This window comes from Psychrobacter sp. CAL346-MNA-CIBAN-0220 (assembly GCF_040309805.1).
In the GTDB taxonomy this organism is placed as follows: Bacteria; Pseudomonadota; Gammaproteobacteria; order Pseudomonadales; family Moraxellaceae; genus Psychrobacter.
The window spans coordinates 694,390-708,353 of record NZ_JBEOPF010000001.1 but is presented as its reverse complement, the minus strand read 5'-3'; the positions used below and the strand labels follow the sequence as shown (position 1 = coordinate 708,353).

Genomic DNA, 13,964 nt, shown 5'->3' with positions numbered 1-13,964 from the left:
CTGCCCATATCATTATCAATAATGGTTCAAACTTATCAATTACTCGTAGCTGTCTATAAACTATAAAGCTATTAAAATATAATTTTATTAAACTATGAATGTCTTAAACTATACAGTTATTAGAACCATTCTAGCGCTCGATCATACCAAGTATCTGCACGTCTTTGCGCGGCGCCATCATTGTCACCCTGTTCGTCACCGTTATTTTGATCAGCTAGCCCTTCGCTACGGCGTTGTTGATTGATTGATCCTTGCCCATTTTCCCGCTGTATTTGCTCACGATCACGATCTTGTTGATACAACGCCAGCGCACAGCTGCTAGCCTCTTCTGGTAAATACGCTGACATAACGGGTAAATAACGGGAATCAGCACAGCGCTCATTTGATAGCTTACCGGAGTTGTTCTCAAGCCATAGCCATTCTATACCTTCGGGTTCTGCCATCGATACGGGGGTAAGCTTTAGCCGCTTCATATAGTCAACCCATACTGGCAACGCACCGGTACCGCCGCTAAGGCCAATTGGCTTATTATCATCACGGCCAACCCAAACCACGCTGACATAGTTGCCGCTATAGCCAGCAAACCATGCGTCACGGAAGTCATTAGTCGTACCGGTCTTGCCAGCGAGGTTCAGGTTACTACCAAGCGATTTAAGACGCTTAGCTGTCCCATTTTTGACTACTTCTTGCAACGCATAGTTGGTTAAATAATTAGTCTCAGGTGGAATACTACGCTGTGTGTTTAGGCCAGTACGCTGCAAAATACGTCCGCGGTCATCGATGACGGTACGAATACTATGAATTGGGGTACGAAAGCCGCCAGTGGCAAACACTTGATAGACACCGAGCATATCCATCGGACTAAGATTAACTGCACCTAGTAACGCTGAAGGATAGGCAGGAATTTTTTCTTCAATACCTAAGCGTCGTAGTTGCTTGGCAAAAGTATCGACACCAAATTCCATTCCTAAGCGCACAGTAGCTTGGTTATAAGAATTGGCCAGCGCCGTGGTCAATGGCACATAGCCATGGTCACGGTTGTCGTAGTTGCTAGGATTCCATTGGGTACCGTCTTTTAAATTGACTGTAATCGGTGAATCATCGACTGAGCTTGCTAAGTTATAGCGGCCACTCTCTAGTGCCGTCATATAGATGATGGGCTTCAATAATGAACCTACTTGGCGCTTAGCATCGACCGCACGGTTAAAGCCAGTAAACTCACTACCACTACCGACCACCGCGACCAGCTCACCAGTTTCAGGATTAGCGCTGACCAACGCACCTTGTAAATTTTTAGTTTTGCTACTACTACGGCGCAATTCACCCAGCTTATTATCAACCGCTTTATCAGCCGCTAACTGAGTAATAGGGTCTAGCGTACTGATAATAATCAAACCTTCGTTTTTAAGATCGTCAGGATAGTAAACATCATTCAACTCACGCTTGACGATGTCTAAAAAATCAGGAAATTGACTTTTCCCTTCAACCGGCTTCTCAACGACACCAAGCGGTTTTTTAAGGGCAGTGTCATAGTCTTTTTGCGTTAGCGTACCAATAGTTAGCATATTATTCAGCACCGTATCACGGCGCGTTTTAGCAGCTTCTGGATGGCGGCGTGGATTATAAACACTTGGGCCTTTTGCCATACCGACTAGCATGGCTTGCTGATCGATACGCAGCTCTTTAAGAGGCTGGTTAAAATAAAATTGTGAGGCCAAGCCAAAGCCATTGATAGAGCGATTACCGTTTTGGCCTAAGTAAATCTCATTCAGATAGGTTTGTAGTATTTCATCTTTGCTATAATGCAGCTCTAGTAACACTGCCATCAACGCTTCATTGGCTTTGCGCTTTAGGGTGCGGTCAGAGTTAAGATAAAAGTTTTTAATCAGCTGCTGAGTAATAGTCGAGCCGCCTTGCATCGAACCGCCAGAGAAGTTATTGAGCACGGCACGAGCGATACCACGTACAGATACGCCTTTATGCTCATAAAAACCGCGATCTTCAGTCGCTATCAAGGCGTCAATCAGCGGCTGAGGCACCTCATCTAGAGAGACTACCAAGCGGTCTTCATTACTATCGGGATAAATACCACCGATACTTACTGGCTCAAGACGGATAATACCGGTTTTATTTTGCTCGGTACTTTGAATCGCCTTAATCTTATTATCGGCAATCGTCATTTTAATGACTTGTTCTTTATCAACATCATTAGCGCTATAAGTAAAGCCGCGTGTATGAATAAAATAGTTATTACCTGATTTATGATAACTACCGGTACGCTCATAAGCCTTATTGCTGCGATAATTAAGCAGCTCAAGCCAAGTCTTAATGGTTGTGTTATCAACGTTAGCGCCTTGATAGAGCTCAAGAGGCTGCGAGTACACTTTTGCAGGAATATCCCAGCGCTTACCCTCAAACTTATGGGTAATGGTGCGATCAAGCTTGACCAGATATAGCGCCAATAACACCATGCCAGCGATGACAATAATTAATAAGAGACTGCTAAATACCAGACCACGCTGCTGCGAGGGTAGGGTGTTTACAGCAAACTTAGGCGGCTGTGGTAGAGTAGAATTGTTTTTTTGCACTGATAACGCACCGTTTTGACATAAAAAAACTGCCTCATAATGACGCAAATTGATAAAATTTTCAATCTATCATCATTAACGCAGGCATTCATTAATATTGAGCTGCAAAGGTTTATACTAATCACAGCCATTAATTATCATATAGCTGCCATAGTAACACTAAAGAGTAGATGGCTTTTAATTTGGATTGTAGATGCCATATAAAATAGCAATTCACCGCTATTATAACGATATTTTTTGTATGGATAAGCTACTGTAATTTAAATAATAGCGGCTATATTTAAAAGATGCTCAGAGTAAAAATATTCAAAATAAAAGTAAATTTATTTAAAGCCAGTTTTAATTAAAAGCCTTCTATTCTAAATATATTTGTTTCAAGTCAGTCTGTTTAAAGGAAGTAAGCGCGATTATGTCCAGTGCCCCATCACCAATGTCATCGATGGCATCGTCTACCACGTCTCATTATGAAGATAACTCTATCACCCAAGGATTGGTGCTACCACCGATTGGGCATTGCTTCCACTGTGGTGATCCGGTGCCGCGACCGCCATTTCATACGACTATACTTGGCTCATCACGTGAGATGTGTTGTATGGGCTGTCAGCTGGCGTCGCAAAGTATCGTTGAGGCTGGGCTTGATCAGTATTATCTCGACCGCTCAGAGATCAACCGAACGGCAAGTTTGCCTACGCAATTGACTCGCCTTGAAGCTTATGACCACGATGAGATTAAATCGCAATTTGTCTATGCTCAAGACGGTCTATCAGTCGCTGAGTTATCTGTCAATAATCTACGCTGCGCGGCTTGTACCTGGCTGATTGAGTCGCGGCTATATGAGATTGACGGCATCAGTAAATGCCAGGTTAATCTGACCAATCAACGTATGCGTATCGTTTGGGATGAAACCAAACTGCCAATCAGTCGTATCTTAGCAGTGATTAATGAAATTGGTTATGAAGCTAAGCCTTATCGGCAAGATACCCACGAAGCAATGCTGGCAAAACACAATAATAAGATGCTGTTAAGACTTGGTATCGCTGCTCTTGGTGCCATGCAAGCGATGATGTATGCCGTAGCGCTATATTTTGGTGAATATAGTGGTATGTTGATATTGCAACGTGACTTCCTGCGCTGGGTGTCTTTATTTGTCAGTGTGCCGGTGTTCTTTTATGCGGGTATTCCGTTTTTTGCCTCAGCATGGTCAGCGGTTCGTGCCCGCCAAGTTAATATGGATGTGCCCGTCAGTGTCGCGCTGATCGTCACTTTCTTTGCGAGTCTTTATGCCACTGTTACGGGTAATGGGCAGACCTATTATGATTCGGTCAGTATGTTTATTTTCTTTTTACTAGCCGGGCGTTATATTGAGCACAATGCGCGGCTAAAGGCCGCTACCATGGCTAATGACTTGGTCGTCGTTGAGCCCATTCTAGTACGAAAAATCGCTGAGGACAAAGATGCTGCCGAGCTTATTTTACAACAGGTAGCGCAGGATAGTGGCACTACCAAGTTTAATGAGCCTCTTGATGCCATCGACAGCTCACCTCCTAATGATTCAAGCTCTCAAATTGACACGTTAACTGCTACTGCGCCAAGTGCTGCGCCCGACTTTATGAAAAGTATGGATGCCAGCCTGCATAAGGTCACGTTGCGTATTGCGCTTGATTGGCAATGGGCACGCAAGCAGCAGACTTCCGAACAACAACAGCCTGTAGAACAAAAGCAAATGGTTACCGCCCAAAGTTTGCAAGTTGGCGATATTATTATGATTGAAGCGGGAGCAGAAATCATCAGTGATGGTATTCTACTTAGCCAAACCGCGACTGTTTCCCAAAGCTTGTTGACGGGCGAGGGCGATTTGATTATAAAAAGCCAAGGTGACTATATTGTCGGCGGCGCACAAAATGACAGTCAGCCCTTTGAGATGCTCGTCACTGCTCTGCCAGAAGACAGTCAAATTGGACTCATTGATCGGCTTATGAACCGTGCAATGAGTGAAAAACCCAAACTGGCGCAGCAAGCGGATAAACTGGCACGCTGGTTTGTGGCGCGGATTTTAGTATTGTCGGTTCTGGTATTTATTGGTTGGTATATTGTTGATCCGAGTCAAGCTATCTGGGCAACGGTAGCAGTTTTAGTCGCTACTTGCCCTTGTGCCCTGTCTTTAGCTACCCCCATTGCCTTAACGGTCGCTACCAATCGGTTGGCCAGCTATGGCTTTTTAACCACTCGCGGTCACACCTTGCAGACTTTAGCTGAGATTACTCATGTTGCCTTTGATAAAACCGGTACGCTTACTTATGGCAAGCCCAATCTATTAAATATTGAGCTGCTACCGCTTGCCCTAAAATCAACTGCGAGTCAGGCAACCGAATCAACTGGCCAAAAAGACAGACTGTTATCCATAGCCGCCGCTCTTGAGGTTGGTAGCCGACATCCGATTGCTCATGCATTGCTCACTTCCGCCTATCAGTTACATCTACCCCTAACCCAAGATTTAAAGCATTATCCAGCAGGCGGCGTCGAGGCTATAATTGATGGAATATTGTATCGGATCGGGCATGTTGACTTTGCGTTGGATAGAACGGCTGGTAATGAAAGTATAAATAATAATTTGAAAGTTGATTTAGTCGCGCACCGTGCCAGCTCGGCGGTGATCTTGTCTTGCCGTCAAGTTTCGGAATTAGACGGTTCTATTAATGATGAACAGTCGGATATTTGGCAAGCGCTGGCATGTTTTTACTTCAACGACAAGGTACGTGATACGGCACAATCAATGCTAGATAGCCTCAAAGCATTGGGCATTGAGGCTGTCATGTTGACTGGTGATCCCAGTCCGCAAGCGTTAATTATGGCTAAATCGCTAGGAATGAAGGCAGCCTATAATGGTCTATCACCAACCGATAAGGTCAATCATATTCAGCAGTTACAAGCACAGAACGCGGTGGTATTGATGGTTGGTGATGGTATTAATGATGCACCAGTATTGGCAGCGGCTGACGTTTCGACTTCCATTGCTGGTGCGGCAGATTTAGCGCAGGTCTCAAGCGATAGTATTATTCTTAACGGCCAAATAGAAGCCATTACGGCAGCTAAGCGTATTGCTAATAAAACCGAACGTATTATCAAGCAAAACTTCCACTGGGCACTGGCTTATAACGGCATTGTGTTATTGCCCGCCATATTTGGCTATGTGCCACCTTGGCTTGCCGCTATTGGGATGTCGCTCAGCTCATTACTGGTGGTATTGAATGCGCTACGTTTAAAACGTGCTTAATCTAATGCTAACCGATAATTAATTACTTAGAATAACCTCTCGCATTTTTAACCATAAAAAAACCGCCTGTAGCTAAATATAATAGCCGCAGACGGTTTTTTATTTTCAATTATAAACAGCTTTTTAAAACTGCCTCTAAATTAGTCTTGTAAATAGCTAAGGAGACGCATGAATTCAATGTACATCCATACTAGGGTCGCAAGGATACCAATACTGAATAACCACTCGTAGTCTTCAGAGACACCCGCCGCTACGCCGCGGTCAATGTTATCAAAGTCTAATAACAGCGTAAAAGAGGCAATAACAATCACAAATAAGCTAAAGCCAATAGCAATAGTGCCACCCTCAAATAAGAAAGGTAAGCTTGAACCAAACGCCAAAGAAAGAACCCATTGAGCGACATAAACCAACATAATGGCAATAATAGCTGAGGTGACGATTGAGCGAAACTTCTCAGTGACCTTGACGAGGCCAGAACGATACAGACCTAACATCACCGCTGCGGTCACAAAAGTCGCACACATAGCCGTAACTGGCACGCTTGGATACATTCTCATAAAGAATAGTGAGATACCGCCTAAGAAAATACCTTCTAACAAAGCATAAGGTATCGCCAAGGTTTTGGCTTTTTGGGGTTTAAAAGTAATATACATGGCTAAACCAAACGCGGCGAACATACTACCAAAAGCAGCAGCGGTGATAAAACCTTGAGACAAGCCTGCCATAAGAGCATAAAAGAAAAAACCCACACCAGTGATGGCAGACAGGCCCAGTAATAGACTGGTCTTTTGTATCACGCCTTTGACGGTCATCGGCTCACCACCGATCGCAAGTTCTGCGCGACTGACAATAGGATTGGCCATATAGTTGTCCTTAATAAAAATATAATGATTTAGATAACTGCTACTCTAGCAAAATCGCTATTATTGTCAACGGTGTTTACGTGACTGCCTTTAAGGTTTAACGTCTTTAATAAATAGAGAAAATGCTGTAATTAACAGCTAGCATTGAATAAAAAGATTGATGCGCCTACAAGATACGCATGATGTCCTATATGTGGGGTCGATTACGACAGTTAACAACGATAATTGGTAAAACATGCTAGTTTAACGGCTCATTTATCGCTATCATTGTCACGTACTTTAAAGCCATACCGAGTCGTTTTATGGAAAACTCAGCGCAGTCAGAAAGATTGCCGCATTTACATGAATCAGAGCTGTTTCACGCCATCAAAAACCCTGCTTTTCGTCGTATTGGCCTTATGGGGCGCGCAGGAAAACGTAGTGTGATCCAAAGTCTCATCCAAGTTGCGCAAACCGTAAATGAGATGGGTCTAACCCTAATTATGGACGTTCAAACTGCCAATCTGCCAAGCTTAGTTTTAAAAGAGATTGAAAGAGTCAAAATCGTCAAGCGTAGTTTGATTGGTGAGATTTGTGACTTAGTTATCGTGGTGGGTGGTGATGGCTCGATATTGCATGCCGCTGAAGCGCTGGCACGTTATCGGGTACCAGTATTGGGCGTTAATCGCGGTCGCCTTGGATTCTTAGCCGATGTTAAGCCTGATGAAGTTGCTTTTAAACTACGTCAGGTATTGATGGGCGATTATCAGTTAGATCATCGATTCTTATTGACCATGGAGATACGTGATGGTCAAAAAATTATCCATGAAGATATGGCGTTAAATGACATTGTATTGCATGCTGGTAGGTCGGTACATATGATCGATTTTCAGATGAAAATTGATGGCCATGATGTTTATCGTCAGCATAGTGATGGTTTAATAGCAGCGACGCCGACAGGTTCAACCGCGTATGCACTTTCGGGTGGTGGCCCTATCATTCACCCGAGTATGGATGCCATTTGCCTAGTGCCCATGCATCCACATACTTTATCAAGTCGCCCGATTGTGGTCAGTGGTAACAGTGAAATTAGCATCCGTATCCATGAGGACAATCGTACCCAGCCTATGGTTAGTGCCGATGGCAGGCAAAGCGTACCATTAGAACAAGAGCAGCGTTTATATATTCGTAAACATCCTGACAAACTCACTTTATTGCATCCACCAGGATTTGACTTTTACGAAGCCTGCCGCACTAAGCTGCACTGGAATGTACATGCCGAAGAGTTCATTCTTGATACCGATGATGATATTATGGATGATGAGTAAGCTTGCCGTCTTTATAAGATAAAAATACAGGAATAAATACGGGTAAGATACTTAAAATAAAGAGAAAAGTAACGGAGAATATAATGGACAAACAGACGATATTAGCAACCTTGACGCCTGAAGTGGTTGATAAGTTCCGTATGGCTATTGAGCTTAGCAAATGGCCTGATGGTCGCAAGTTAACTGCTGAACAGCGCGAGATTTGCATGCAAGCGGTAATGGTCTGGGAGCACGAGCATTTAGCACCCGCTGAGCGTACTGGGTATATGCATAAACCGGTGAAGGATGACGGCTCTATCGTTGGCGCTGAATGTGACGTTGAGCACGAGCATCATTATCCCAACATGCCTAATCCTAAAGGTGCGATTCAACCGGTAAAATTCCGCGATAAGTAGCTTTTATTTTAACGACTGTTAAAGTTTGATCGCGCTTAAAGGAAAAAGCCACGCTATCGATTGATAGCGTGGCTTTTTTAGATCTACAACATGCATACTCATAACGCCAATACAATACTAAAGTGCTGTAGTATCAACGCTTGGACGCACAGTTAAAGGATTTTTCTCCATCAAAAATCCTTGCCAACCCCAATGTAAAAAATTACGGATATTGGCATGGTTAGTACCATTTGGTGTCTCTTGCACTTGTATATAATGCTCACCAAATAGTTTGAGCGTGTCCAGCTGACTTAGACCATGATGCTTGGCAAAACCAAAAACTTTAGCACTGCCTTCATTCTCGCCAGCGCTATTATGCATCGCACCATTGACGAACGGGGCAGGCGCATAACGATAAAAGTCATCGATAAAACTGATGACATCATTAAATCCAATGGCTCTTTTGTTCAAACCATTGAGTAGGGCGGATACATCTGATTGGCGAATACTCATAAGTAAATGACCTCAAAGCAGATTAAACAAGCAAGAAATACTTTATGCCTAATCTATACTTAATGATTGGTTTTTAGGGATCGCAGCCTAACGATTAAAATAATCTTCATCATCAAAGGAAGGCGCAAAATTGCCTTGCTCTAAATGCTGCATTTGCGACTGTACAGACCGCTCATGTTGAATGCGCTGGTAGATCTCTTCGCGGTGCACGGCAATATCCTTTGGCGCATTGACACCGATTCGTACTTGGTTACCCTTGACGCCTAGGACAGTCACACTGACCTCATCGCCAATCATTAACGTCTCGCCCACACGGCGTGTCAAAATTAACATGCGTCACACTCCTTATGTCGCATTAACAAGTTATTACTCATCAAATTACATCTCAATTGCAGGACATCACCGCCGCGCTAAATAAGCATTTTATCAATAATAAATATATCGCTGGGCAACATGCCAAAGTCATGCGCATTACGGTGATGATAGGTAGATTCATTTAGCCCAAATGAAAGATTCATTATAAGTGTCATAACGGATACTGTCACGGCTTTTAACAAAACTGCGATGTAAATGCTGACCGTATCAGTCATAAAGATAAAAAAGAGGGCTTCAAGAGACCCTATTAATATAAACATGACTGAGCTGAGTGGGTTAAATGCTTAAATAGTCGTTAAGACTACAGCTGCGCTCTTTAATTATTTTACTGACCAGCAACTTGACTATCGCCATCCTCACGATCCAGGCCAAAAGCAGTGTGCAGGGATCTGACTGCTTTTTCTAAGTATTGTTCTTGGATAAGAACCGACACTTTGATTTCGCTAGTCGATATCATTTGGATATTGATATTGTTTTCAGCAAGGGTTTGGAACATCAGGCTAGCAACACCAGCGTGTGAGCGCATGCCAACACCCACTAGTGATACTTTCACCACATCACTGTTACCGATGACTTCTTTGGCACCAATCTCGTTTTTAACTTCATCATTGAGCACTTTCATGGTTTTTTCCATGTCATTGCGATTGACGGTAAAGCTAAAGTCAGTAGTGCCATTGGTTGATAAGTTTTGGACAATCATGTCGATTTCGATATTCGCACGACCGATAGGACTTAAGATTGCAGAGGCGATACCAGGGTGATCGGGCACGGCGCGTACTACAATTTTTGCCTCATCGCGATTAAAGGCGATACCTGAGATGATTGCCTGTTCCATGTTGTCTCCTTCGTCTATCGTAATTAGGGTACCGACGTTATTTTTAAAATCGTCGTCATAGCTGCCATCGGTGTCTTCATCAAAGCTAGATAGCACCCGTAAAGGTACGCCGTATTTGCCTGCAAATTCTACTGAGCGAATTTGTAAAATTTTAGAGCCCAAGCTGGCCATCTCTAGCATTTCTTCAAAGGTAATTTTTTCAAGTTTTTTGGCTTTTGAGGTGACGCGTGGATCGGTAGTATAGACGCCGTCAACATCGGTATAGATTTGGCACTCATCGGCACCCAATGCCGCAGCAATCGCCACGCCAGTAGTGTCAGAGCCACCGCGACCTAAAGTGGTGGCATTACCGTGCTCGTCGATTCCTTGGAACCCTGCTACGATGACGATATTGCCTGCCTCTAATTGCTCGCGTATATTTTTATCTTCGATGCTTTCGATACGTGCTTTATTGTGTGCGCCATCGGTCTTAATGGCCACTTGTCTGCCCGTAAATGAACGTGCGCCAACGCCAAGCTCTTTAATCGCCATTGCTAATAGTGATATCGATACCTGCTCACCGGTTGAGACCATTTGGTCATATTCACGCGGGTCAGGCTCGCTGCTGATTTGACGGGCTAAGTCGATGAGGCGGTTGGTTTCTCCGCTCATAGCAGACACCACAACCACAATCTGATGACCGTTATCATGCCAACGTTTGACTCGCTTGGCGACGCTTTTGATGCGGTCAATACTGCCCATTGACGTGCCGCCGTATTTTTGTACTATTAACGCCATAAAAATTTTACCTATTATTCATCAATGGCTATCTGTGTGTGGTCAGCTTTAATCTATCATGAGTCTACTTATCCATATCACTCAGGATTAATGCTAACTACGATAAAGCCGAATTATAAAAATTGCGTCGTTGTTTATTGACTTATTACCTGACCGCTATACTTTATACCACATTCGCGACACAAATTTAAGGCGCAGTGGTGGTTAGATGTATGTCGATTGGTTATAACCTTTATAACCAATCGCATCATATAGACGCAGTAGCCCAGTATTTTGAGCAAAAAATAGCTTTAGCCAAGTTGAGATGTAAGCCAAGCCGGGAGGGCACTGATGACTGTAGCGCTGTTATCAGATTTTGGTGCGCCGCCTTGGGCATAATCAGGTTTACCGCCGCCTTTACCGCCAAGTTCCTCTGCTAAATGACGAATAATATCGCCAGCTTTAAGGCGGTTGGTGACCGATTTAGCCACACTCGCTGCTAAGGCCAATTGCTCATCTTTATCGCCAATGAGTATAATCACGCTATCAGGCAGTTTGGATTTGATATCATCCATTAACGTCCGAATCGACTTGCCATCAATACCTGATAAAGTGCTGATTAATACTGGCGTACCAGCAATAGTCTGTACATCATCGAGCAAGTTTGCCGCTTGGGCACTGGCTATTTTTTGTTGTAGGCGTTCAAGTTGCTTCTCTAAATCGCGTTGCTTGTCTACCATCGTACGCACACGCTGGGCGACTTCAGGACGTTTAACCTTAAGTTGTCCTGCAAGCTCGCTCAATTGCTGTTCGCTTTGTTGAATGTATTTTATCGCGTTCATGCCAGTAACTGCTTCAACACGGCGCACACCGGCAGCAATACCTGACTCGCTGGTGATTTTTAACAGTCCAATATCACCAGTACGCTGTACATGTAAACCACCGCACAGCTCGATAGAGAAGGGCTGACGCTTGCCATCAACAATATTGTCTGTGCCCATAGTTAGGACACGAACGTCCGTACCATATTTTTCACCGAATAACGCCATTGCGCCTTTATTCATGGCGTCATCGATAGACATGTTCTCGATACAAGCGGGTGTATTAGCCTGAATTTGTTCATTGACTAAGCGTTCAATGCTGGTAATTTCGGCATTGGTAACAGGCTTATCATAAGAGAAGTCAAAACGCAAAACTTCGCTAGAGACCAATGAGCCTTTTTGGGTCACTTCCGCGCCCAATACTTGGCGTAAAGCGGCATGAAGCAGATGGGTAGCAGAATGGTTTTTGGCACTGGCAGCACGAATGCTAGACAATACTTGCGCATCAGCCGTTTGTTTGGCACTAATCTCACCCATAGTGACCACGCCATAATGGATGATAGCTTGCCCCGATTTCTTAGTATCTTGGACTTCAAAGACACCAGATGCACTGCGAATTTCACCCAGTTCACCGACTTGTCCACCGCCTTCGGCATAAAATGGTGTGCGGTCGAGGACAATCACCCCTTCCATACCTTCATTTAAGCTATCGACTGCTTGACCTTCTTGGTATAGGGCAACGATATTGACATTATCGTCGCTTAATTGTTCATAGCCGATAAAGGTCGTTGGCGTCTCCACTTGGATGACACTGCTATAATCAACGTCGAATTTGCCAGCATCACGAGCGCGTTCACGCTGCGCCTGCATGTGCTCATCAAATTCGGCTTCGTTGATGCTAATACCACGCTCACGAGTAATATCGGCAGTTAAGTCTAGCGGGAAGCCGTAAGTATCATAAAGTTTAAAGGCCGCCTCACCAGAGAGCACGTCGCCGTCTTGCAAGTCTTCAAGTTCAGTAGCAAGTAAACGCAAACCTTGGGCAAGCGTCTTGGCAAATTGAGTTTCTTCTTTTTGAATGGCGTTTTCAATGACGGCTTGTTTGGCATTCAATTCAGGATAAGCGTCACCCATTTCAGCAACCAAAGGCGCGACCATTTTATAGAAAAACTCACTTTCTGCGCCTAGCTTATTACCATGACGAACCGCGCGACGAATGATACGGCGCAGCACATAGCCACGACCTTCATTACTGGGCATGACGCCATCAGCAATTAAAAACGATACCGCACGGATATGGTCAGCAATGACTTTTAATGACGCTTGTTGCTCATTATTAATCTCTAAAATTGTCGCAGCAGCATCTAACAAATGGATAAATAAGTCAATTTGATAGTTGCTATGGGCGCCTTGCATGATGGCACTAATACGCTCAAGTCCCATCCCAGTATCGACACTGGGTGCAGGTAGCGGTAGCATCGTACCGTCCTTTTGGCGATTAAACTGCATAAAGACGCAGTTCCAAATCTCAATAAAGCGGTCGCCATCTTCTTCTGGAGTACCGGGTAGACCACCTTCGATATCGGCACCGTGGTCATAAAAGACTTCGGTACAAGGCCCACAAGGCCCGGTATCGCCCATGGTCCAGAAGTTATCTGAGGCGTATGGTGCGCCTTTATTATCGCCAATACGAATAATACGTTCCGCTGGCACGCCGATGTCTTTGTGCCAAATATCAAACGCTTCATCATCGGTTTCATAAATGGTCACATATAAGCGGTCTTTATCAATCGCCAACCATTCATTTGAGGTCAAAAATTCCCAAATATAGCCAATGCCCGCTTGCTTAAAGTAGTCGCCAAAGGAGAAGTTACCCAACATCTCAAAGAAGGTATGATGGCGTGCAGTATAGCCGACGTTATCCAAATCGTTATGTTTGCCACCCGCGCGCACACATTTTTGTGAGGTTACTGCCCGCGTATAGTCACGAGGCTCCATACCTAAAAAGGTCTCTTTAAACTGGTTCATGCCCGCATTGGTAAATAATAGCGTGGGGTCATTATGTGGAATAAGGCTCGATGAGGCAACGGGGGTGTGCTGCTTGCTTATAAAATAATTGATAAAGGCTTGGCGAATATCGGCTGAGCGAAATGGCTGGCTCACAGCGGCTCCTTACTGACGGATAGGATGAGTAACGGATTAAATGAGAACAACAATAAAATAAAAATAGATTAAATAATTTTGCAAGCGATTTTAGC

Annotated in this window: 8 protein-coding genes and 1 pseudogene; 3 read left to right on the top strand and 6 right to left on the bottom strand. The window is 44.1% G+C overall.

Annotated elements, in window-relative coordinates; genetic code table 11:
* Nucleotides 1-119: 119 nt before the first annotated feature.
* Entirely contained in the window at nucleotides 120-2,588 is a 2,469-nt protein-coding gene (gene mrcB / locus AAEY88_RS02710; RefSeq protein WP_350558684.1) for a penicillin-binding protein 1B, read from the bottom strand.
* A gap of 409 nt (nucleotides 2,589-2,997) precedes the next feature.
* Here mrcB and AAEY88_RS02705 point away from each other — a divergent pair, with 409 nt between their 5' ends.
* Nucleotides 2,998-5,862, top strand: a complete 2,865-nt coding sequence (locus AAEY88_RS02705) for a heavy metal translocating P-type ATPase (protein ID WP_350558682.1) — start codon at nucleotides 2,998-3,000, stop codon at nucleotides 5,860-5,862.
* A 140-nt stretch (nucleotides 5,863-6,002) separates the two neighbouring features.
* On the opposite strand, the gene AAEY88_RS02700 is transcribed toward AAEY88_RS02705, so the two are convergent.
* Nucleotides 6,003-6,725: a Bax inhibitor-1/YccA family protein gene (locus tag AAEY88_RS02700; protein WP_350558679.1), complete on the bottom strand. Its 723-nt coding sequence runs from the start codon at nucleotides 6,723-6,725 to the stop codon at nucleotides 6,003-6,005.
* Between the two features lie 302 nt (nucleotides 6,726-7,027).
* Here AAEY88_RS02700 and AAEY88_RS02695 point away from each other — a divergent pair, with 302 nt between their 5' ends.
* Together AAEY88_RS02695 and AAEY88_RS02690 are read left to right on the top strand one after the other, a co-directional pair.
* A complete protein-coding gene (locus AAEY88_RS02695; protein ID WP_350558676.1) occupies nucleotides 7,028-8,032 on the top strand; it encodes an NAD(+) kinase in 1,005 nt (334 codons plus the stop codon).
* Nucleotides 8,033-8,115: 83 nt separating this feature from the next.
* Nucleotides 8,116-8,427, top strand: a complete 312-nt coding sequence (locus tag AAEY88_RS02690) for a DUF1315 family protein (RefSeq protein WP_350558673.1) — start codon at nucleotides 8,116-8,118, stop codon at nucleotides 8,425-8,427.
* Between the two features lie 117 nt (nucleotides 8,428-8,544).
* Here AAEY88_RS02690 and AAEY88_RS02685 read toward each other — a convergent pair whose 3' ends face one another.
* The 4 genes and pseudogenes from AAEY88_RS02685 to alaS form a co-directional block, all read right to left on the bottom strand.
* Nucleotides 8,545-8,919, bottom strand: a complete 375-nt coding sequence (locus AAEY88_RS02685) for a HopJ type III effector protein (RefSeq protein ID WP_350558670.1) — start codon at nucleotides 8,917-8,919, stop codon at nucleotides 8,545-8,547.
* 165 nt (nucleotides 8,920-9,084) lie between these two features.
* A pseudogene (gene csrA, locus AAEY88_RS02680) lies at nucleotides 9,085-9,252 on the bottom strand (carbon storage regulator CsrA); the annotation flags it as partial.
* Nucleotides 9,253-9,619: 367 nt separating this feature from the next.
* A complete protein-coding gene (locus AAEY88_RS02675) occupies nucleotides 9,620-10,906 on the bottom strand; it encodes an aspartate kinase (RefSeq protein ID WP_350558667.1) in 1,287 nt (428 codons plus the stop codon).
* A gap of 290 nt (nucleotides 10,907-11,196) precedes the next feature.
* Nucleotides 11,197-13,869 (bottom strand): alanine--tRNA ligase, encoded by a 2,673-nt coding sequence (alaS, locus tag AAEY88_RS02670; protein ID WP_350558664.1) that lies wholly within the window; start codon nucleotides 13,867-13,869, stop codon nucleotides 11,197-11,199.
* Nucleotides 13,870-13,964 lie beyond the last annotated feature (95 nt).